21 protein-coding genes are annotated in these 21,742 nt (G+C 56.1%); 16 read left to right on the top strand and 5 right to left on the bottom strand.

The features are described from left to right. Positions 1 to 389 precede the first annotated feature (389 nt). The 9 genes from epsC (at position 390) to dprA (ending at position 8,111) form a co-directional block, all read left to right on the top strand. The gene (gene epsC / locus H8J70_RS10810; protein WP_186504304.1) at positions 390 to 1,352 is read left to right on the top strand and encodes a serine O-acetyltransferase EpsC; all 963 of its coding nucleotides are present in this window, start codon (positions 390 to 392) and stop codon (positions 1,350 to 1,352) included. A gap of 124 nt (positions 1,353 to 1,476) precedes the next feature. Then, complete coding sequence (prmA, locus tag H8J70_RS10805) at positions 1,477 to 2,355, top strand: 50S ribosomal protein L11 methyltransferase (RefSeq protein WP_186504303.1); 879 nt, start codon at positions 1,477 to 1,479, stop codon at positions 2,353 to 2,355. After that, a complete protein-coding gene (locus H8J70_RS10800; protein WP_186504302.1) occupies positions 2,356 to 3,084 on the top strand; it encodes a 16S rRNA (uracil(1498)-N(3))-methyltransferase in 729 nt (242 codons plus the stop codon). Further along, the gene (gene mtaB / locus H8J70_RS10795; protein ID WP_186504301.1) at positions 3,084 to 4,409 is read left to right on the top strand and encodes a tRNA (N(6)-L-threonylcarbamoyladenosine(37)-C(2))-methylthiotransferase MtaB; all 1,326 of its coding nucleotides are present in this window, start codon (positions 3,084 to 3,086) and stop codon (positions 4,407 to 4,409) included. The genes H8J70_RS10800 and mtaB overlap by 1 nt, the downstream gene beginning before the upstream one ends. Next, positions 4,410 to 4,754 carry a histidine triad nucleotide-binding protein gene (locus H8J70_RS10790; protein ID WP_186504300.1) on the top strand — a complete coding sequence of 115 codons (345 nt, stop codon included), beginning with the start codon at positions 4,410 to 4,412 and terminating at the stop codon, positions 4,752 to 4,754. After that, on the top strand, positions 4,739 to 4,945 hold the full coding sequence (locus H8J70_RS10785) for a hypothetical protein (protein ID WP_186504299.1): 207 nt from the start codon (positions 4,739 to 4,741) through the stop codon (positions 4,943 to 4,945). The genes H8J70_RS10790 and H8J70_RS10785 overlap by 16 nt, the downstream gene beginning before the upstream one ends. A gap of 159 nt (positions 4,946 to 5,104) precedes the next feature. Continuing rightward, positions 5,105 to 5,473, top strand: coding sequence for a YraN family protein (locus H8J70_RS10780; protein WP_288201607.1), 369 nt, complete (start codon positions 5,105 to 5,107; stop codon positions 5,471 to 5,473). Positions 5,474 to 5,488: 15 nt separating this feature from the next. Beyond that, complete coding sequence (locus tag H8J70_RS10775; RefSeq protein WP_186504298.1) at positions 5,489 to 7,003, top strand: YifB family Mg chelatase-like AAA ATPase; 1,515 nt, start codon at positions 5,489 to 5,491, stop codon at positions 7,001 to 7,003. A gap of 4 nt (positions 7,004 to 7,007) precedes the next feature. After that, positions 7,008 to 8,111, top strand: coding sequence for a DNA-processing protein DprA (gene dprA / locus H8J70_RS10770; protein ID WP_186504297.1), 1,104 nt, complete (start codon positions 7,008 to 7,010; stop codon positions 8,109 to 8,111). An 82-nt stretch (positions 8,112 to 8,193) separates the two neighbouring features. Here the strand turns inward: dprA and H8J70_RS10765 are convergent, their stop codons facing one another. Next, the gene (locus H8J70_RS10765; RefSeq protein WP_186504296.1) at positions 8,194 to 9,666 is read right to left on the bottom strand and encodes an amino acid permease; all 1,473 of its coding nucleotides are present in this window, start codon (positions 9,664 to 9,666) and stop codon (positions 8,194 to 8,196) included. Positions 9,667 to 10,012: 346 nt separating this feature from the next. Here H8J70_RS10765 and H8J70_RS10760 point away from each other — a divergent pair, with 346 nt between their 5' ends. Further along, on the top strand, positions 10,013 to 10,378 hold the full coding sequence (locus tag H8J70_RS10760) for an ACT domain-containing protein (protein ID WP_186504295.1): 366 nt from the start codon (positions 10,013 to 10,015) through the stop codon (positions 10,376 to 10,378). 3 nt (positions 10,379 to 10,381) lie between these two features. Here the strand turns inward: H8J70_RS10760 and H8J70_RS10755 are convergent, their stop codons facing one another. Beyond that, positions 10,382 to 11,329: a helix-turn-helix transcriptional regulator gene (locus tag H8J70_RS10755; RefSeq protein ID WP_186504294.1), complete on the bottom strand. Its 948-nt coding sequence runs from the start codon at positions 11,327 to 11,329 to the stop codon at positions 10,382 to 10,384. Between the two features lie 153 nt (positions 11,330 to 11,482). Here H8J70_RS10755 and H8J70_RS10750 point away from each other — a divergent pair, with 153 nt between their 5' ends. Together H8J70_RS10750 and H8J70_RS10745 are read left to right on the top strand one after the other, a co-directional pair. Then, entirely contained in the window at positions 11,483 to 12,646 is a 1,164-nt protein-coding gene (locus H8J70_RS10750; protein ID WP_186504293.1) for an iron-containing alcohol dehydrogenase, read from the top strand. A gap of 17 nt (positions 12,647 to 12,663) precedes the next feature. After that, positions 12,664 to 13,230 (top strand): sugar O-acetyltransferase, encoded by a 567-nt coding sequence (locus tag H8J70_RS10745; protein ID WP_222433690.1) that lies wholly within the window; start codon positions 12,664 to 12,666, stop codon positions 13,228 to 13,230. Positions 13,231 to 13,325: 95 nt separating this feature from the next. Here H8J70_RS10745 and H8J70_RS10740 read toward each other — a convergent pair whose 3' ends face one another. From H8J70_RS10740 to H8J70_RS10730, 3 genes are read right to left on the bottom strand one after another with little or no spacing between them, the layout of a single operon-like run. Next, the gene (locus tag H8J70_RS10740; RefSeq protein WP_186504292.1) at positions 13,326 to 14,021 is read right to left on the bottom strand and encodes a Crp/Fnr family transcriptional regulator; all 696 of its coding nucleotides are present in this window, start codon (positions 14,019 to 14,021) and stop codon (positions 13,326 to 13,328) included. A gap of 11 nt (positions 14,022 to 14,032) precedes the next feature. After that, the gene (locus tag H8J70_RS10735; protein WP_186504291.1) at positions 14,033 to 15,679 is read right to left on the bottom strand and encodes an ABC transporter ATP-binding protein; all 1,647 of its coding nucleotides are present in this window, start codon (positions 15,677 to 15,679) and stop codon (positions 14,033 to 14,035) included. Beyond that, positions 15,669 to 17,438, bottom strand: coding sequence for an ABC transporter ATP-binding protein (locus H8J70_RS10730; RefSeq protein WP_186504290.1), 1,770 nt, complete (start codon positions 17,436 to 17,438; stop codon positions 15,669 to 15,671). Before H8J70_RS10730 ends, H8J70_RS10735 begins: the two co-directional genes overlap by 11 nt. 137 nt (positions 17,439 to 17,575) lie before the next feature. On the opposite strand from H8J70_RS10730, the gene H8J70_RS10725 reads away from it, so the two are divergent. The 4 genes from H8J70_RS10725 (at position 17,576) to H8J70_RS10710 (ending at position 21,220) form a co-directional block, all read left to right on the top strand. Next, the gene (locus H8J70_RS10725; RefSeq protein ID WP_186504289.1) at positions 17,576 to 18,103 is read left to right on the top strand and encodes a nitroreductase; all 528 of its coding nucleotides are present in this window, start codon (positions 17,576 to 17,578) and stop codon (positions 18,101 to 18,103) included. Between the two features lie 174 nt (positions 18,104 to 18,277). Further along, entirely contained in the window at positions 18,278 to 18,814 is a 537-nt protein-coding gene (locus tag H8J70_RS10720; protein ID WP_186504288.1) for a flavodoxin family protein, read from the top strand. A 38-nt stretch (positions 18,815 to 18,852) separates the two neighbouring features. Beyond that, positions 18,853 to 19,434 (top strand): TIGR04076 family protein, encoded by a 582-nt coding sequence (locus H8J70_RS10715; RefSeq protein WP_186504287.1) that lies wholly within the window; start codon positions 18,853 to 18,855, stop codon positions 19,432 to 19,434. Positions 19,435 to 19,912: 478 nt separating this feature from the next. Beyond that, positions 19,913 to 21,220 (top strand): MFS transporter, encoded by a 1,308-nt coding sequence (locus tag H8J70_RS10710; protein ID WP_186504286.1) that lies wholly within the window; start codon positions 19,913 to 19,915, stop codon positions 21,218 to 21,220. Positions 21,221 to 21,742: the final 522 nt, after the last annotated feature.

Raw genomic sequence — 21,742 nt, 5'->3', positions numbered from 1 at the left:
ATCTTCTTGTAAAACTACTCCCTCGGTTTTTGAGGAAGTCAAGACAGGAAACTTGCAATTGGCATCTACTTTTTCTTGGTATTCTACAATTAGTTCCCCCAACTTACGCTGTTCCCAAGAGTGAGTAGTATCGTGTGCGTTTTTAGCCCCTAAATTTCTTTGTATAGTGTAAGTATAAAACAAACACAACTGCCGGCATAAGGGTGTTCATTCTCTGAACCCAACAAAAGGTTTCCGAGAGTTACTTCTCAGCCCTTGTTTTCATTATATTATTGCTCTTTCTGCCTCTCATTCTCAATACCAGTACCTATCTTGACAATACGTGACTAAAAGTGTACTATAAAAGTATTATTTTACTAACTAATCAGGTAAAGAAGAGGAGCGGTAGTATGGGGGAATTAATGACGAGTCAGATTCAAGGGGTTGTCGATAGTATTTTGGCGGATTATACGTATGAGGGGAATCGTGAGGTCGATAAGCTGGATATTTTCAATAAGCCGTCTAAGAAGACGGTGGTTTCTATTGTCGATAAGCTGCTGCGGATTATTTTTCCCGGTTATGTGAAGGACAAGACGTACCGGTTTTATGATATTGGCAATAACCTGACCGTAGTGATTGAAGATGTGGCGTATAATTTGACGAAGCAGATTGCCATTGCCTTGCGCTACAAGGGGATGACGCAGAATGTGGAAATCGATCATGTCGAGGACCGGGCGGAGCAGGCGACGCTGACGCTGCTGAAGACGATTCCTAAGATCCGCGAGTACATCGAAACGGATATTGATGCTATTTTTGAAGGGGATCCGGCGGCAGAGAGCAAGGCGGAGGTTATTTTCTCGTATCCCGGTTTGTTTGCCATTTCCATTCACCGCATTGCCCATATTTTGTACAAGATGCAGATTCCCATTATTCCCCGCGTCATGGCCGAGTATGCCCACAGCAAGACGGGTATCGAAATCAACCCCGGGGCGGAGATTGGCAAGTACTTTTTCATCGATCATGGTACGGGTATTGTCGTCGGCGAAACGACGATTATTGGCGAGCATGTCAAGCTCTACCAGGGCGTGACCTTAGGGGCCTTGTCCCTCAAGGACGGCCGCAAGCTGCAGCACAAAAAGCGTCACCCGACCATTGAAGACAACGTGACCATTTATTCCGGCGCATCCATCATGGGCGGCGATACGGTCATCGGCAAGGGCTCCGTCATTGGCGGGAACGTCTTTATTACCAAGTCCGTCGCGCCGGGCACCAAGGTCAGCGTCAAGAATCAGGAGCTGCGCTTTGATGCGGATAAGAAGGCTGTAGAGCCTGTGGCAGATGAAAACGATGAAACGTGGTTCTATATTATCTAATTCTAATATGAAAAGAACCCGGGCTTTTGTCCCGGGTTCTTTTACATTATACGGCTTGAAATATGGTATAATATTTCTTGTAAACAGCTATTAACGATTTGTCATAGAAACGGGGGAATATACCATGGAATATAAAGAGATGGATCTCATCGTACCGCAGGACTATGCCGACTTGGCTTCACTGATCTTGTGTGAATGCGGCAGTCAGGGTACGGTTTTGCACGATGACGAAAACCGCGGCGATGACGTCCGCATTACGGCGTATTTCTCCGCCAGCGATAGCGGGGCAGAGCAGCAGGTCCGCAACAAGCTGCGCGAGCTCCAGAGCCGTGATTCGCGCCTGGGCCATTGGCATTTGTCCTCTAAGGAGGCCAACGACAAGGACTGGCTCTATACGTGGCAGGATTATTTCCACGCCCAAAAGGTGTCGCCTCATTTCTGGGTCCAGCCGGCGTGGGAAACGATGACGCCGCCAGCCGGTGATGCAGTGATCACTATTGACCCGGGCGTCGCCTTTGGCAGCGGCCTGCACGCGACGACGGGCATGTGTATCGCCTATTTGGAAGAGGTCGTAAAGCCCGATTCCCTGGTCTACGATATCGGTACGGGCACGGGGATCCTCGCCATTGCCGCGGCCAAACTGGGCGCTGCCCACGTGACGGCTGTCGATCTCGACGCCCAGGCCGTGAACCAGGCCGTCGTCAACGTGGACTTAAATAATGTAGAAAACGTCGTCGAAGTCTTAAACAGCGATTTGCTCGACGCCATTTCCGAAGACGGCCCTGCAGCCGACGTCATCGTGGCCAACCTGGTCACCAACGCCGTCCTGGCCCTCTTGCCGTCTATGCAGCGCTACTGCAAGACCGGGACGGAAATCATCGTCAGCGGCATTATCGACGACCGTATTGAAGAAATCCGCCAGGCTGCGGCCAAGGAAGGCTACACCTGGGTGGCTGACACACTGCGCGATGGCTGGTATGCCGTCCGCCTGAGGAGAGACTGAATGCGAAAAGTTTTTACGAATACACCGATTAGCGGGCCTTTTTTGCTGAGCCCGGACGATACGCGTCACGTCATGACCGTCCTGCGCCACCGCGTAGGCGATACGCTGGCCGTGACGGACAGTACGGGCCAGACCTTTTCCTGCCGCATTACGGCAAGCGACGGCCGTCAGGCAACGCTCGAGCCCCTAGAGCTTCTGGAAGCGAGACAAGAACGGCAGGGCGAGGTCATTTTGGCAGCAGGCCTTCTAAAAAACGACAAGTTTGAATGGGTCGTCCAAAAGGCCGCCGAGCTCGGCGTGAGCCGCGTCGTTCCTGTACAAATGGCCCATTGTGTTGTAAAATTAAATGATGCGCGCCGCAAGGATCGCTGTGCGCGCTGGCAGAAAATTGCTGCCGAAGCGGCCAAGCAGTGCGGCCGTAACGATATCCCGCAGATCGGCGACGTCGTCTCCTTTGAGGGCCTCGTCCGGGACTACGGCGACAAGCCCTTTCTCATTCCCTACGAACGGGAAACGCGCCCCTTGCGGGACGTGTGCGCCAGCGTGCAGACCGGCGACGTCGTCATCTGCATCGGCCCGGAAGGGGGCTTTGCGCCCGAAGAAATCGCCCTGGCCGAAGCACGACTCGCCGCCTGTGCCACGGTCTCTCTGGGACCGCGCATTTTGCGGGCCGAAACGGCGGCCCTTGCGGCCTTGTCCATTATTATGTATGAAAGAGGATTTACGTAATGCCAACCATCGCTTTTGCCACTCTCGGCTGCCGTGTCAACCAGTATGACACAGACAGCCTGCGCGGCCTTTTTATGGAGGCCGGCTATACAGAAAAAGAATTTCATGAACCAGCCGACGTGTACGTCATCAATACGTGCTCGGTTACGCACGTAGGGGAGAAGAAATCCCGCCAGCTCATTCGCCGCACGAAGAAAATGAATCCCCAGGCGGCCGTCGTCGTCACGGGCTGCTATGCCCAGCTCGATCCGGAGCTGCTGTCGTCCATGCCCGACGTCGATGCCGTCATCGGCACGAACGAAAAGAAACGCATCGTGCCCATCGTGGAAATGCTCCTCGGCCGCGGCGGCCACGCTGACAGTGACGCCGTAACCGCCGTGCACAATGTGCGCCAGGCCGATACATTTGAAGAAATTCCCTTGTATCCCTCGGCTGTAGAACACACGCGGGCAGACCTGAAAATTCAGGAAGGGTGCAATAATTTCTGCTCGTACTGCATCATTCCCTACACGCGGGGCGCCCTCAAGTCGCGCCAGCCCGATGCCGTCGTAGCCGAAGCCAAACGCCTCGTCGCAGCCGGTTTTAAGGAGCTGGTCCTCACGGGGATCCACCTCGGCGCCTACGGCAAGGACCTGGAGGAAAAGCCGACGCTGGCTCTCATCCTGCGCCGCCTCCTGGCCGAAACGGACGTACAGCGCATCCGCATGGGTTCTATTGAATCCATCGAAGTCGATCCGGACCTGATGGCGGTCATGAACGAGTCAGACCGCGTCTGCCCCCATTTGCACCTGCCCTTGCAGTCCGGCTCGGATACGATTTTGAAGGCCATGAACCGCAAATATACGAAGGCCGAGTTCTTCGACCTCATCGATACCTTGCGCCAGCAGATTCAAAACCTCACCATTTCGACAGACCTCATCCTCGGTTTCCCCGGCGAAACGGACGAGCTCTTTGAAGAAACGATGGAATCGCTGGAACGCTTGAAATTTTCTCACATTCACGCCTTCCCCTATTCGCCCCGTCACGGTACGCCCGCGGCGACCATGGCGCACCAGGTGGAAACGGCGGTAAAGAAGCAGCGCGTCGAACGCGTACAGGAACTGTCGGCCCGCCAGAAGCACGAGCTTTTGGAAAGCATGGTCGGCTCTACGGTTCACGTGCTCATTGAAAAACAAGACCACACGACAGGCGAAGGCTTTTCGGAAAACTACGAACGCGTCAGCGTCAGCGGCCTGGCACCTGATCAGGAGGGGGCCATCGTAACAGTTGCCGTAACCGGCACAGATGGCAATACATTACTAGGTACGATCAAGGAGGAGATTTAGATGGAAGACTGCTTATTCTGCAAAATCATTGCCGGTGACATTCCGAGCACCAAGGTATACGAAGACGACGATTTCTTCGCCTTCAAGGATATCAACCCTGTAGCACCGGTACACGTACTGGTTATTCCGAAGAAACACATTCAGAGCATTGCGGCCCTCACGCCGGACGATGCGGCAGTAGCCGGCAAGATGCTCTTTGCCATCCAGAAAGTAGCTGAAACGCTGGGCCTGGCCCAGGACGGCTATCGCGTCGTCTTCAACACCGGTGAAAAAGCCGGCCAGACGGTGCACCACATGCATGCCCATATCCTGGGCGGTAAGGAAATGGCATGGCCGGGAGTATAAAGGACGAGCCCAATGTCCGTCCTATGCGGGTCCGCCGCCGGCGCCGCATCGTGCGGGTCCCGTCGGAGCCACAGCAACCGCCGCGGCGTAAGCGCCCGCAGCAGAAGCTCAATTCGGGCACGCTCATCCGCATCATCTCCATTGCCATTATGGCCGGCATCATGGCTTATCTCATATTGCACATGAAATAAGCAAACAGCCTTGTCAGGAATACTCTGGCAGGGCTGTTTTTTTAATGCTCCTCTCATTTTATTTTAATCTTCTTTTCATCTCTCTCAGACGATTCTCATCTCCTTTTCAGGCGCTTCTCAGATTCCTTTGCTATAGTGGACCCAGCGAGGTGAGTAAACGTGCTGAATAAAGAAAAACAACTGGGCCAGCGCGGTGAAGACGCAGCGGCCCGCTATTTGGAAGAGCAGTGCGGCTATACGATTTTGGACCGCAACTACGGCAGGACGACCGGCGAAATCGACATCATCGCCAAGGACGGCGACACGTGGGTCTTTATCGAGGTCAAGACGCGGACGTCTTTTTATTACGGCTGGCCGTCTGAAGCCGTAGAAAAACGGAAGCAGCGCAAAATTGGCCGCACAGCCGAGGCCTATTTGTATTACCACCATGGCTGGGACCGGCCGTGCCGCTTTGACGTCATCGAGATTATTCAGGACCCGCGGCAAGAGCTGAAATTGAATCACATTAAAAATGCCTTTTGGCTGTGACGCTGAGGAGGACGAATGTTTGCACGTGTCTATGGAGCCACCATCTTAGGCTTGCAGGGAAATATGATTACAGTAGAAACGGATATTGCCAACGGCCTGCCGGCCTTTGAAATCGTCGGCATGGCGGCTACGTCCGTAAAGGAGTCGAAGGAACGCGTCCGGGCGTCCATGAAAAACAGCGGCTATGAGTTTCCTATGCGCCGCATTACCCTGAATCTGGCGCCGGCAGAACTGAAAAAGGACAGTACCGGCCTCGACCTGGCCATTGCCATAGGTATCATGGTCTCGAGCGGCCAGATCCCGCCGGCCAAGACCGAAGGCTGCCTCTTTGTGGGCGAGCTCTCCTTAGATGGCAATATCCGCCCGGTCCACGGCATCCTCTCCATGCTCATTCAGGCCATGGACGAGGGCTTTCACACGGTCTTTGTCAGTGAGGAAAACGCAGCCGAAGCGCTGCTCTGCAAGGATATGACCGTCTACGCCGTCACGTCCCTGCGCCAGGTCATCCGCCACCTGACAGAAGCGAAGAAACTAGAGCCCGCTGCCGTAGCCAGTGTAGCACCGGAGGAGCACGTCTACAGTGCCGATTTTTCTGAGGTCCAAGGCCAGTTCCTGGCCAAGCGGGCCCTCGAAATCGCCGCCGCCGGCGGCCACAACATCCTCATGATCGGCCCGCCCGGGTCGGGCAAGACCATGCTGGCCAAGCGCCTGCCGTCCATTTTGCCGCCTATGAATTTGCAGGAATCGCTGGAGGTGACCAAGATTTACTCCGTAGCCGGCCTCTTCCGCCAGGACCGCATGATGACCGAACGGCCCTTCCGCAGCCCGCACCACACCATTTCCTCGAACGGCCTCATCGGCGGCGGTACGATCCCCAAGCCCGGTGAAGTGACGCTGGCCCACAACGGCGTCCTCTTTTTGGACGAGCTGCCCGAGTTTCCCCGCTCGGTCCTGGAGGTCATGCGCCAGCCCCTGGAAGACGGCCAGGTCCACATTGCCCGGGTCAACGCGTCCCTTACCTATCCGGCGCGCTGCATGCTCGTCGCCGCCATGAATCCCTGCTGCTGCGGCAATTACGGCTCCGACGAAATCTGTACCTGTACGGCCGGGGAAATCCGCCGCTATGTCCGTAAGATTTCCGGGCCCCTTTTGGACCGCATCGATCTGCACGTCCAAGTGAACCGGCCCTTGTACGCTGAGCTCGTCTCGGCGGTACCCCAGGAATCGTCGGCAGCCATCCGCGAACGGGTCCTCGCCGCGCGGCAGCGCCAAAAGGAACGGCTGGCACCGTACCACCTGGTCTGCAATGCCCACATGGGGCACCGCGAATTACGGGAAACGTGCCACATTACAAAAGAGGCGCAGGAGCTCTTGCAGCAGGTCTTCGACAGCCTGAAGCTCAGTGCCCGCAGCTACGACCGCATCATCAAGGTCTCCCAGACCATTGCCGACCTGGCCGGTGACCGCGACATCGAAGCCAAGCACGTCGGCGAGGCCGTGAGCTACCGCAATAAACTGCAGAGGACGTAAACCTATGGAAACGTGGACAGACGAACAGCGCTACACCGCGGCCTGGCAGGCCCTGAAGGGACTGGGCTCGCGGCGCATCCGCCGTCTCGTAGACTACTTTGGCAGTGCCCGGGCGGCCTGGACGGCACCGGCAGAGGAGGTCATCCGGGTCGCGGCCTTAGGCAGCAAGTTGGGCGCCACCGTCGACGCAGCGCGCCGCCGCTTTGACTGGGACCGGCAGGAAGCGGACCTGAAGCGCTATGGAGCCCGCCTCGTGACCTGGCGTGATGAAGAATATCCCTATTTGCTGAAGGAAACGTGCAACGCACCGGCAGTCCTCTTTTATCAGGGAACCCTGGCGGAGACGGACAAACGCGTGGCCATTGTAGGCTCCCGCAAGGCCAGCCCGTACGGCCTCAACGTGAGCCGCCACGTCGCAGAAACCTTGGCCCGCAACGGCGTGACCATCGTCAGTGGCGGCGCCCGCGGCATCGATACGAAGGCCCACAAGGGGGCCCTGCACGTACAGGGACAGACGCTGGTCGTCATTGCCAGCGGCCTGGACCGGACGTATCCGCCGGAAAATAAGCGCCTCTTTGCCGAAATCTGTGAAAAGGGCGGGGCCATCGTAACGGAATTTGCTTTTGGCAGCGAGCCTGTGGCCCAAAATTTCCCGGCCCGCAACCGCATCATTGCCGGCCTTTCGCGCAGTGTCATCGTCGTCGAAGCAGCCCTGCGGAGCGGCTCCCTCATTACGGCCGACTTTGCCCTCGAAGAAGGCCGCGACGTCTTTGCCGTACCGGGGAGTATTTTTTCCACGCAGAGCCAGGGGACGAACCATCTGATCCGCATGGGCGCCGCCATCCTCACAGAAGCCGCCGACGTCCTCGACGAATACGGCTGGGAGAGCGAAGAAGCCGGGCAAAAAACAACTGCGGCAGTCGCCCTGACGGACGCCGGGAAAGCCGTCTGGGAAGCCCTCAGCGAAAGCGAAGCCCGCCCCCTGGACGAGCTGGTCGTAAGGACCAAACTCTCCGCCGCCGACGTGCAGGTCAGCCTCCTCCAGCTCACCCTGCACAACCTGGCCGAAGAAACCATACCGGGCCTCTATTTGCGCTGTCCCGGATAGAAATAGAAAAAGACCGGGCCCGGACAGCGGGGATGGCTGTCCGGGTCCGGGTTACGGAAGTGGATACTTCGAGGAAATACTTTTAGTGCATGCTGATGGTGCGCGTTTCTTCGCCTTCTGGCAGGACCGGTGCGGTCTCTTCCGCAGCCGGTGCCGTACTGCGGCGCAGGGTCGTCAGGAGGCTGTGCTTGTAGCCGTAGCCAAAGTAGATGACCAGGCCCAGAGCCAGCCAAACGACGAAACGGATTTGTGTTACTAAGGGCAGCATGTAAATGAGGATGCCGCAGAAAATGATGGACAAGGCCGGTACGTACGGCACGAGCGGGCACTTGAAGGCACGGGACTGGTTCGGAGCCTTTTTGCGCAGGATAATGACGGCAGCCGAAACGATGATGAAGGCACAGAGCGTACCGATATTGGTCATTTCAGCGACGATATTGATGGGCAGGAAACCGGCTGTAATGGCCGTCGACAGGAAAACCAGGACGGAGCTGCGGACCGGTGTCTTATATTTCGGATGGACGTGGCCAAAGAATTTCGGCAAAAGACCATCGCGGGACATGACGAAGAGAATACGGCTCTGGCCAAAGCTCATGACCAGGAGTACCGACGTGAGGCCGCAAATGGCGCCGACGGAAACGGCTGCAGCGCCCCAGTGGTAGCCTACAGCCTGCAGGGCAAAGGCAACCGGTGCCGCCGTCGTCTTGAAGGCCAGGTACGGAACCATGCCTGTGAGGACGGCCGAAACGGCGATGTAGAGAATGGTACAGATGATAAGCGAAAGGATAATGCCACGAGGCAGATCGCGCTGCGGATGTTTTACTTCTTCTGCAGCCGTCGAAACGGCATCAAAGCCGATGTAAGCAAAGAAGATGATCGAAGCGCCTGTGAGGACACCGGACAGGCCATAGGGCATAAAGGGAACCCAGTTGGCAGCATCGACATGGCTCACGCCTAAGGCCAGGAAAATACCGACGACGGCGAGCTTGATGGCGACGATAATGTTGTTTACCCAGGCACTCTGGCTGACGCCACGGATATTGATGACGGCAATCGCTACGAGAATGAGGACCGCCGGCAGGTTGACGATGCCCCCGTCGTAGGGAGCGGCGATCAAAGCGTGGGGCAGCGTAATGCCCAGATTCATGAGGATATTGTTGAAATACCCGGACCAGCCAATGGCGACGGTAGACACGCCGAAGGCGTATTCCAGCAACAGGTCCCAGCCAATGATCCAGGCCCAAAATTCGCCTAAGGCTACGTAGCCATACGTGTAGGCACTGCCGGCAACCGGTACCATGGCTGCGAACTCTGCATAGCAGAGAGCGGCACAGCCACAGGCTAAGGCTGCGATGATGAACGAAATGACCAGGGCCGGCCCGGAAAAGTTGGCCGCCGCTACGCCGGTGAGGACGAAAATCCCCGTACCGACGATGGCGCCGATACCGAGCATGGTCAGGCCGAACGTACCGAGGACACGGTTCATGCCGCCGTCCTGCTTTGTTTCCAGCATGAACTCGTTGATGGACTTGGTTCGAAAAATGTGCTTCTTCATGTGAATTCCCCCTTGCAAGACAAATTCCCCTCAGTCCCTGTGCCTCCCCTCAGACGCGCAGGGACTTTCAATCGTTAAACGTTTTCCATGAAGCGTTTAACTATGTTTTGCATTCTACACCCGATTTATTAATTTGTAAAGATAAAAATGCAAAATAATTAAAAATAATATTGTAAAATGCACGTAATCTTAAATTTATTTCAAAATAATGATGATTAAATTAAAATTTAAAAATGAATACAGCGCATAGAGGTGCCGGAAAATCGTTTGTGTGGTATCATAAAAAAAGCGTCCCCGCTACGCCGCAAAAACGGAGCAGGGGACACCTGAAAAAGGAGGCACCACGATGATTTTAAAACCACTGCATGTAGATTTTTCCGTCTGCCAGGTGACAGACTATTCCCAAACCGATCTGACCGGCCCATACTGCTTTATCGGTAAGACGGACGAAGAAAACTCCCTCGTCTGCCCGTCTGCCGCCGTACCGGCTAACGCGACGAAATGCGATCCCGGCTGGCAGGCCTTCCGCATTGAAGGCGTGTTGGACTTTTCCCTCATCGGCATTTTGTCCAAGATCAGCACCATCCTGGCTGACAACGAAATCGGCATCTTTGCCGTCTCGACATACAATACGGACTACGTCTTTACGAAGGCGGAACAGTTTGACCGGGCCCTCGCTGTCCTGGCAGCAGCGGGCTATACCATCGCCTAAGCGTTACGCCTGCTGCCGCGGCGTCGTGCCGTAATAGCTTTTGTAGGCCCTGTAGAAATTGCTGCTATCCTTATAGCCCAGGAGAGCGGCAATTTTTTCGATGCTCAGCTGTGTATTGTCTAAAAAGAGGGCGGCCTTGCGCATGCGCGCCTCTGTGACGAGGGTGGAAAAATGGTTTCCCGTGAGCCTTGGCAAGAGGCGCGACAAGTAGACGGGATGATAGCCAAAGTGGCTGGCCAGGGAGCGCAGGGTCACCGTATCGGAGTGGAGGGCAATGTAGTCGCACAGGGCCTCTGCCGCCGTGGGCCTCGCCGGTTCCTGATCGGCGTGATAGCTCCGGGCTACGTATAAGAGGAGCGACAAGGTCAGGGCCTTGAGGATTTTTTGGCTGTCGTCTTTCTTTTCTACGTATTCCACCAGCATCAGGTCCAGGAGCTGCCAAATGGGCGAGCCGTCAGGGAGGGTGAGGCGGATGAATTCATCGGCGTATTTGTTCTTTTGCGGCTCCAGGAAAAAGCGCAAGAGTGCCGTATCGGCCGAGAGGGGCTCCAAGTATTCCCGGAAGAAGGCTTCCTTTTGGATGAGCAGGCCCACGATGGTCGTTTCTTCCGGGCCGTCCTTTTTCATGGCGTAGCCGCTGTAGGGCTGGCCGATGTAGCAGTCGCCGCAGTGCAGGGTGATGCGGTTGTTGTAGCGCGCACTCAGGGCATCGTAATCGCCGCCGTAGGCAAAGTTGAGGAAAAAGAAATCCTGGCGGTGGAACCGTTCATCGATGTGGGCGCCGCGAAAGGCACAGAGCATGACGTCCTCGTCGGCTTCGCCCAGCCACTGGGAAATGAGCTCCGTCCGCCCGCCTGACGGGTCGGGCCGAAAATCCCAATGGAGGTGGGGGAAACGCTCGCTCAACTCGGTTAGTGCCGCCGCGACGGCTTCATTTCTTGCTTCTGGCATAGCTTTCACCTCTACTAAAGTTAATATTTGTCACTATTAATCTTAATCTATGGCACTGTTTTTTTCTACCCCTTTCGCTACAATAATACACGAAAGGACAGGCATACAGCCTGTCTGAAACCTACGTATTACAAAGAAAAGGGGAGAAGATATATGTATCATTTTACATTCCACATGCCGGCCAAGGTGTTGTTTGGGCCGGGTACACTGCAGGAACTGCACAGCGAAGCACTGCCGGGCAAAAAAGCCCTCATCGTCATCAGTAACGGCACGTCGGCAAAACGCTTCGGCTACTTGGCGGCTCTCGAAAAAGAACTGGACCAGGCCGGCGTAACCTATGAAGTCTTTGACCAGATCCGTCCGAACCCGACGAGCGACAACGTCATGGACGGCGCCGCTCTGGGCAAACAGACAGGCTGCGATTTCGTCATCGCCTTAGGCGGCGGCTCCGTCATGGACTGCGCCAAGTGCATTGCCCTCATGATGACCAACCCCGGTCATATTTGGGACTACAGCCTCTCCGTCAACGGCGGCAAAAAACAGGCACCGAACGCAGCGGCTCCTATCGTAGCCATTACGACCTCTGCCGGTACGGGCTCGGAAGTCGACATGGCCTCGGTCATCACCAACGAAGCTACCCAGGAAAAGACAGGTATTTTCTTCCCGTCTATGCTGCCGACACTGTCCGTCGTCGACGCCAACCTCATGCGCAGCGTACCGCCGAAATTCACGGCCTACCAGGGTATGGATGCCTTCTTCCACGCCGCCGAATCGGTGATCTGCAAGAACGAACATCCTATGGGCGAAATGTTTGCCTTAAAGGCCATTGAACTCATTGCCCAGAATCTGCCCAAGGCCTATGCCAACGGCGACGACATGGAAGCCCGGGCCAACGTAGCCCTGGCCAATACGCTGGCCGGCTTTTACATGCTCTGCACATCCCAGCACACGATGGAACACGCCATGGGCGGCTACCACGACAACCTCGTGCACGGCGCCGGCCTGATCATGCTGTCCCATGCGTACTTCGATTTCTTCGCCTCCCGCAAGGCCTGCGAACCACAGATGATCAAAATGGCCAAGGCCATGGGCGTCGCAGACGCGACGAGTGGCAAGGACTTCATCAAAGCTCTGGACGACCTCATCGCTTCCGTAGGCTGCGCCGATTTGCGCATGAGTGACGCCGGTATTACGCGGGACGAACTGAAGAAATATCCAAAGCGCATCCACGAAGTATTAGGCGGCGACATTACAGCCGACCCGCTGCCTCTGTCGGATGAAGACTATCTCACTATTTTCGAAGAAGCGTACAAATAAGAAAGGATTGGATATCTATGACGGAATTGGAAAAACTGCAGGCTGGCCTGCCCTATGATGTAAATGACCCGGAGGTAAACGCACGCAAGCTCAGTGCCGCTACGGGCTGTGCCCGCTTGGAGGCCATTCCCGTCACAGATGCAGCCGCTAAGGACGCCGCTATCCGCGACCTCTTTGGCAGTGTCGGCAAGAACCCGAATATCCTGCCGGGCTTTTACTGCGATAACGGCAAGAATATTTTCGTGGGGGACGAATTCCTCGCCAACTATCGCGTGACCATCCTGGACATTGCGCCGGTACGCATGGGCAATAATGTCTGGATCGGCCCGGGCAGCCTCTTGTCGACAGTGAACCATCCACTCAGCCGCGACGGCCGCCGCAAGCACCTGGGCATTGCCAAACCCATCGTCATCGGTGACGACGTCTGGATCGGCGGCAACGTTACCATCGTCGCCGGCGTCCATATCGGCAACAACGTCATCGTCGCTGCCGGTGCCGTCGTGACGAAAGACGTGCCGGACAACACCCTCGTCGGCGGTGTGCCGGCCAAGAAAATCAAAGACCTGCCCCTGACAGACGAATAGACAGGTAGACGTAAAAACCGGGCTCTCCCGCATAAGGAGACCCGGTTTTTTTGTGTTGTACATCATTTGTTGTAGAAGCGGCACATCCGTGTTTGCTATACTGTAGTCGTTGGCGGGGCCAGTGTTTCGCCGGAGCAGAGGGCCATGAGCCCGTCGGCATCTAAGATGGTAATGGCCTTGCGCTTGGTCTCGATAATGCCGCGGTGGCGCAGCTCCGTCAGGCCGCGGCTGACGTTCATGAGGCTCACGCCCAGCGTATCGGCCAGCTCTTCCTGGGTCAGCTCGTGCAGGAGATTTTGCCGGCCCGTATCGCTCAGCTTCAGGAGATAGAGGAGATTGCAGAGCCGCACGAAGGAGCTGTTGTATTCCTGGTGGCCGCTGTCGTAAATGAGGAGATTCGTATACGACGAGAACCAGTCGATGACGTGGCGCACGAGAGTGAAGTTTTCGGCGAACATGGCGGCGAACTGGTCCTGCGTGTATTCGTAGGCCTGGACGTGCGTCATGGCCGTACTCAGGAGGGATTCCTCTATTTGGTAGTGCAGGTAGTGGAAGCCCGGGAAAATCGTGCCGCCGGCGTGAAAGGATATGATTTTCCGGTGGCCCGTCTCGTGGACCAGGTAGTTTTGGACGACGCCGGAGCGGATGTAATGGATGCGGTCGAAGGGCTCGCCGGGCTCCCACAGGTAGTCGCCCTTGCGGAAGGACACGTCCTTGTGGGGACAGGCGGCAAAGTAGCTTTCTAAGTCGCGGAAATCGCCGGCAAAGATATATTTCGGTGTACGGGACATGGGCGTGCCTCCTAGGTCAGGTGAATTTTCCGCTTGTCCTTCATGAGCGTCGACAAACGGTGGGAAATGGAAAGAACCGTCCGGCCCTCAGCCGCAGCGGCCAGGGCCTGGAGGACGTCCTGTTCGGTCTGGCTGTCTACGTTGGCCGTAATTTCGTCAAGGAGCAGGACCTTTGGCGAAAGGACAATTGCCCGGGCGATAGAGAGCAGCTGAAGCTGTCCCCGTGAGAAAAGGGACAGACTCATGTCCGTGTCCAGCCCCTTGGGCAGTCCGCGGACGACACCTTCCAGACGGGCCAGGCGCAAAGCCTCCCATACGGCCGTGTCCGTAATGGCCGCGTCAAAGAGGGTGATCTGCTCGCGGAGCGTGCCGACGACAGGCTTAAAATCCTGTTCGACACAGCCGTAGAGCTGCCGTTTTTCTCTGGCCGTAATCGTCTCGGGCGCCCGGCCAAAGAGGCGGATGGAGCCGCCCTGCGGCGTGTAGAGGCCCAGGAGCAGGCGGAAAATGGTGCTCTTGCCGGCACCGCTGCGGCCCAGGAAAAAGACGTGTTCTCCTGGCGCAATGGTAAAGGACAGGTGCTGCAGCACGGGCTGGTCCGGCACGTAGCCGAAGGTCACGTCGTCAAAGACGATAGCTGCGTCTTCCTGTACGGGACGGGCAGGGGCCGGCGGGACGAGCTCCGGTTCATTCAAAAATTCGCTGATGTGGCGCAGGCCGGCAATGGCGGTCTGGATATTTTGCAGCTCCATGCCGATATTTTCAATAGGCGTGAAGATCTTGGCCACGTAGGCAATGACGGCTACAGCCGAACCGACGCTGAGGCCGAAGAGGGACTGCAGCTCCAGGCCCGACACGGCGGCGATCATCATGACGGCGACGACGGCGGTCTGGATGGTCTTGATGATGGGCGAGTAAATGCCATCGTAGAAATTGGAACGGTTTACGGCTGTATAGCTTTCGCTGATATACGTGTCGTACCGGTCTTCCATGTAGCGTTCCTTGCCCAGGACGTGGATCATGCGGATATTGCGGATCGTTTCCGGTACGTGGTTGCTCACGCGGCCAATGGCCTGGCGGTTATCGCGCTGGGCCGACAGGGTAGAACGCTGGAAATGGCGCGTCAGGACGAAGAGAAACGGCGTGAGGATGACCAGAAGGATGCCCAGGCCGGGACATTCGTGGAAGATGATAAAGAGGATGCCGATGAGCTTGAAGCTGTCGGCCAGCATGCCTACGACGCCGTCGGAGTAGAGCGTGTCGATGGTGTCGCCGTCGTTGACGAAGACGCTCGTAATGCGCCCAGCCGGGTGGGTCGTAAAATAGGTTGCCGGCAGGCGGTCGAGCTTGGCACAGAGGACAGAGCGCAGGCCGTGCGTAATCTTTTGGCCGAAAATGGTAATGGCACTGTTTTGCGCCGTTTCAAAGAGGTCTGCTACGACGACGAGAAAGAGGTAGAGCCCGGCCAGCGTAAAGGGGATCGCCTGGCCGGCCGTGAGGCTGTTGATGACTTCCTTTAAGACGAGGGGCGGCAAGAGGCTCGTCACGACTGACGCCGTAATCAGGGCGATGAGGACGACGACGGCCTGGGGATGGGCCTCTAGGGAGGCTTTGACCGAGGCCTTTACCGGTGTGTAATCGGCTCTCTTAGCGTGCATCGTAATCGACCCCCTCTGCTTGCTTGCGGTAGAGTTCGGCGTAGGCGGGACAGCGGCTCATAAGCTCTGTATGGGTGCCGCACGTGCCCGTGCCGTCGTGGAGAAAGAGGACCCGGTCAAAGTCCGGGAAATGGAGGAGCCTGTGGGAAATGTAGAGGATGACCTTGTCCTGGCCGGCGGCGCGCAGGTTGGCCAGAATGCGGCCTTCCCCTTTGGGATCGACCGAGGCCAACGGGTCATCCAGGACGACGATGGGCTTTACGTGGGCCAAGGTCCGCGCCAGGGCGATACGGGCCTGCTGGCCTCCGGAAAGCTGGGTGCCGCTGCTGCCGGCTACGGTTTGGGCCTGGTCCGGCAGGGCGGCAATTTCCTCGTCGAGACAGACGCTTTGGAGATAGGGCCAGACGTCGATGGGATCGCCCAGGGCGATGTTTTCCTCTATGGTCGCCGTCATGAGCTCTGGCTCGTGGCCCATATAGGAAATGTACGACCGCCGTTCGGCCTGCGTGAGGTCCCGGAAATCGCGGTCGCCCAGGCGGATTGTCCCGCGCCACGGGACTTCATCGATGAAGAGCTTGCCGAGCATGCTCTTGCCGGAGGCGACGACGCCTGTAATGCCGATGATTTCACCGGGCTTTGCCGTGAAGGAAAGGTGCGCTAGGGACGGTGACGCCGCGTCGTAGCGGCAGGTTACATCCGAGAGCGTCAGGGTTACCGGCGCTGCCGGGGCTGGTGCCGCCTGCGCGGGCGCTTCGGCTTGGGCGACGTGGAGGCCTAAGAGGGGCTTTAAGCGCTGCCATGAGACCTGGGCTTTTTGGACGGCGTTGAAGAGCTTCGCTGCGTGGCTGGTCTTGATGGCGAGCTTTGTAAAGCAGGCGACGTATGTCGTAAAGCTGGCAATGTCCCAGGCCATCCAGCCATCGCCTAAGACGTTGCGGCCGCCGAAGTAGAAGATCATGAGCATGCCGCCCATGGCGATGGCGTTGTAAATGGGCATCATGCTGCCTTCGAAGATGTTGGCCTTGGCACTGGCTTTTTCGTAGGCTGTGAGCTGCGTTTCGTAGCTTGCGTTGCGCTGGGCCTCGCGGCCGTTGATGCGGTACGTCAAGGCGTGGCTGATGCGGTCCATGGTCATCAGGTTGAGGCGTCCTTCGGCGCCCTTGTAGGCAATATTGGCGCGGCTTACGACGTGCTTCAGGCGGTTGGCCAGGACGTAGGCTACGGGAATCATGCAGCAGGCGAGAAAGGTCAGGCGCCAGTCGTAGACGAGGAGCATGACGAAATAGACTACGAGGGCGACGCCCGTGTCGAAGATTTCGGTCGTAAATTTCCGCATCCCCTCAGAGCAGGCATCGACGTCGGATACGGCCTTGGTCATGAGGTTGCCCAGATTTTCCCGGCCCAGCTCGTGGCGGCTCATGTGCACCAGGGAATGGTACAGCGTGTGGCGCATGATCCAGCTGATTTGGGCGGAAAAAATGCGTACGCTGTAGCGCTTGCCGGCGCGCATGGCCTGGACCAGGCCGAGGACGACGACGTAGGCTGTAGCGATTTTCACCATATCCATAGGGACTGCGTCGTGGCGCAGTATATCGTAGAGACACTGGGCCATGAGGCCTTCGAAGTATGGGCCGGCGCCGAGGCCGAGGTTGTAGAGGAGGCCCGTCACGGTGACGATACCGAGAATGGGCAGCTCCCGTTTGAAATAGGAAAGAATGCGGTCCGGATGATCGATCTGGCCCTTTGTAATTCCTATCATGGAAATCAGCTCCTTAGGCTGCATTTGCCGTACCAGGCAAGGACGGCAAAATACGCCCGGACCGGCTAGGCCGTACAGGGCGCAGCGATTGCAAAATATAATACATCTAATTTTAACACCGAAAGGGAGGAATTGAAATGAATGACATGATAAAAGCGATGGAAGAACGACGCAGTATCCGCAAGTATAAACCCGATATGGTGCCGTGCGACGTCGTCGACCGGATCATCGAAGCCGGCCTCTACGCCGCCAGCGGCATGGGCAAGCAGGCGACGAAAATTATTGCTCTTACGAACAAGGAAATCCGCGACGAGTTGTCTAAGCTGAACTGCAAAATCGGCGGCTGGGACGAAGGCTTTGACCCCTTCTACGGCGCACCGGTCGTACTCATTGTCCTGGCTGATAAGACATGGGTCAACCACGTCTATGACGGCAGCCTGGTCATGGGCAACCTCATGCTCGCCGCCTATTCCGAAGGCATCGGCAGCTGCTGGATTCACCGGGCCAAAGAAGAATTTGAGCTCCCCTATGGAAAGGAACTCCTGAAAAAGCTGGGCATCGAAGGCGAATGGGAAGGCATTGGCCATTGCGTCTTAGGCTACGCCGATTGCCCCCATCCCGAAGCAGCCGCACGCAAAGAACACCGCGTCTACTACATAGAATAATCCAATCGCTTTCCCTTAGGGGGAAAGTCCCGCGAAGCGGGGATAGAGGGATATACAAAAAAGTCCCGCGAAGCGGGGATAGAGGGGATAGGCAAAAGAAAGTCCCGCGAAGCGGGGATAGAGGGGATATAAAAAAAAATTCCCGCGAAGCGGGGACAGAGGAGATACAAAAATATGAACGTATTCGTCATCACCGGCAGCCCTCACCGTCACGGCTGCTCGAATTACTTGGCTGAACAGGCCATAGACGGCGCCCGCGCAGCAGGTCATACTGTCGACCGGGTGGATGCGGCCTTTGTGGACGTCCATCCCTGCATTGGCTGCAATCATTGTGAAAGTGGCAAGAACCCATGCATCTATGACGATGCTATGACGGACATTTACAAAAAAATAGAAAAGGCAGACGCCCTGATTTACGCGACGCCCTTGTATTACCACGCCGCGTCGGCCCAGTTTCTGGCCCTCATCGACCGCTATCACGGCATTGACGACCATATCCGCGGCACAGGGAAGAAATGCATCCTCCTCGTGACCGGGTCCAATCCGGATCCGTCCTTCATGGACGGCATGCGCATTTGGTTCCAGACGGATATGCGCTACTTAGGCTGGCAGGCCGCCGGTGCCGTCTACGCCCACGGCTGCACTGATGCCGCCCATTTGGAGGGCACGGCCTTTGCCAAGGAAGCCTATCGTTTGGGCAATACATTGTGAGTAAAAAGCTCTTAGAAAGATAAAAGGAGGCAGCTTTCATGCAATACAAAGTCAAAGTCACGGTTATCGATAAAAAACTCTATCCGGAATTACAGGCAGCCTACTGTGCCGACCCGCAGTCCGGCGCCTGCCCGTGCTACAACGTAGGCGATACGTTTGTCTTTGAACGCTATGGCCTTACGGATGATTTCTGGCACATGGGCCTTAATACGCTGAAAAAGACGAGCTACACGGCAGACGGCGTGGCCGGCGGTCCGGCTATGCCTCACTGTTCGGAAGCGTGGGACGCCATTGCCCGCTATATCTATACGGGCCTGCAGGGCGGCTCTATCATGCGCGGCTGGATGCGCGACGAACACCAGATGATCGCCTGCTGTTCTGATGGCACGCGGCCGGTCATTTTCCGCATTGAACGCCTTGATTACAAGCTCGTCCACGTGGCTGATGGCGCCGCCTTCCAGACCTTGGTGGAACGCTTTGCGTCCATCCCGGGTGTACACGACGTACAGGTCCGGGAGGATTTGCAGGCCCTCGAAGTATACATGGACCGGAACGAAGAAGTGACCGATGCCACATTGCGGCAAGCTGCAGATGCACGTGTCATTACAGCTATCGAATAGGCAGTTCACAGGGGCTGATTTTAAGTATATCGTTTAATGTGTTAGGATATATAACGTTTAACCGAAAAAGTTTTAAAAAATTGCTTGACAAGGTCCCCTTTTTCGAGGATAATAAGCGCAACTCACTAATACAAGCACTGCTTATCTGTAGTGCCGCATAGAGACGAAGAAAGGGAAAAGATATGGTAGGGGATAGTCCTACAGAGAGCCGGCGCTGCTGAGATGCCGGTGGACAGGTATCATATCGACATCACCCTGGAGTCGCTGTACTGAAGATGCCCGGGAGTCCTAGGTACAGCCGCTGGCCAGCGTTACAGGCTGTCTGTCAAAAGGCATGAAGTATAATGACAGGGTGGTACCGCGAGACATCGCCCCTGTTGCTCTAATATAGGGCAGCAGGGGTTTTTTGTACCCTCTGAGGCGGTTATTAGTGAGGAGTAGCGGTTCGATGTAACTGTATCGGAAGGGGTATGCGCTTATGGAAAAGACAATCTCTGCGGCTGTGTCGCAGGCAAAACAACGTACAATGACGAATTTTCGCTGGAAAATCGCCTTTCTTATTTTTCTCATCAGCTTTGTCGCCTATATGGATCGCGTCAACCTGTCCGTAGCAACACCCGTCATTATGCAGGAATTCGGTTTTACTAAAATGGACATGGGTTTTCTTCAGACGTGTTTCTTTGCGGGCTATGCGCTCATGCAGGTGCCTGGCGGCATGCTGGCTGAAAAATTTGGTCTTCGCAAGACCGGTGCCGGCGCAATTCTTTGGTGGTCCGGCTTTACGGCCCTGACGGCCTTTGCCCAGGGCAAGCTGAGCTTTGCGGCTGTCCGCTTGGCCTTTGGCCTCGGTGAAGGACCGGTATTTCCGTCTTTAGGCCAGGCTACGTTCAACTGGTTCAATAAGGACGAAAAGGGTAAGGCCAGCTCGGCTATCCTCTTGGGGACTTTCTTTGGTCCCGTCGTAGGACCGATGGTCACAGTAGCGCTCATGGCGGCTTTGGGCTGGAACGCCGTCTTTATCATCTTCGGCCTCGTCGGCTGTGTCCTCGCCTGGGTTTGGCATCGCTATGCCTGTGATGATCCGAAAGACAGCCCGTACGTAAACGCAGAAGAAGCTGCCTACATCAACGAAGGCCGCGCTGCTGCAAGCGAAAAGAAGACCGCTCCGTGGAGCCGCTTCCTCCGCTCGCCTCAGTTTTGGGCTGTTGGGATTCAGTTCTTCATTGTCGACTATATTATGTACGTCTTTTTGGCCTGGCTGCCTCTGTACCTCACGGAAGTACACGGCTTGTCCTTGAAATCCATGGGGATTTGGGCTTCCTTCCCGTGGATTGCACTCATGGCCATGGTCTTTGTAGCAGGCTTCATTTCCGATAGAATGGCACACAGCAAGGACAGCAACCGCCAGTACACCATGCGTACGCTCACGGCCATTGCCGGCGTTGCGGTCACCTCCTTGGGCCTCTTCGTCGCAGCCAATACGGCCAGCGGCGCAGCAGAAACGATCTTCTGGATGAGCGTTTCCTTAGGTGCTTTGGGCTTCTCCATGAGCGCCAGCTGGTCTACGGTTATTTCCCTGGGCGGCAAATACACCGGTTCCGTATCGGGCTGGATGAACCTCTGGGGCAACATTGGCGGCGTCCTGGCGCCGATCGTAACGGCCTTCTTCGTTACCAATTACGGCTGGAATAATGCCTTTACGTATACGGCCCTCTTTGGCGTCGTAGCCATCGTAGCCTGGATTTTTGTAAAACCGGGCAAGCAGTTGGCCGGTACGGAAGACTAAGAAGTATATATAGGATATAAAGAAAAGGCCTCGCACTGGGTTGGCAATTGCCCGTGCGAGGTTTTTGTACGTGCTTTCTCCCTGTGCCTTCCCTGGAGGGAAGGTGTCACCATGGGTGACGGAAGAGTCGAAATTAGTAGTAATAACGTTGATATGATAAAGCCTAATGGCCGGCGATAGAGGTTGATACAAAAACATATCATTTCAACAAACCGCCTCTCTCCCCCGCGGCCCAGCCGCGCGTACTCTCCCCGGTCTAACGCCGGGGAAAGCCAATGCTTTTCAAATCCTAAAAAATCAATTCTTTTCGATGATACACTTATTAAATTGAAAGTATACGGCTCGAAGGCTTTCCCTCTGTGCCTTCCCCATGTGGGGAAGGTGGGCGCGAAGCGCTCGGTAGTGCACTGGTCAACAAAACTTGGACACTAAAATCTAAAAAATTAGAATCAGAAATATAATTTGACGCAAAGTTGAACAGTACTTTTTAATAAGTTGGACACTGCCTGAGGTAAGACTTTC

Origin of the sequence: Megasphaera hominis (assembly GCF_014269395.1) — a bacterium.
Classification (GTDB): domain Bacteria; phylum Bacillota; class Negativicutes; order Veillonellales; family Megasphaeraceae; genus Megasphaera; species Megasphaera hominis.
This window is presented reverse-complemented; position numbering and strand designations above follow the sequence as displayed.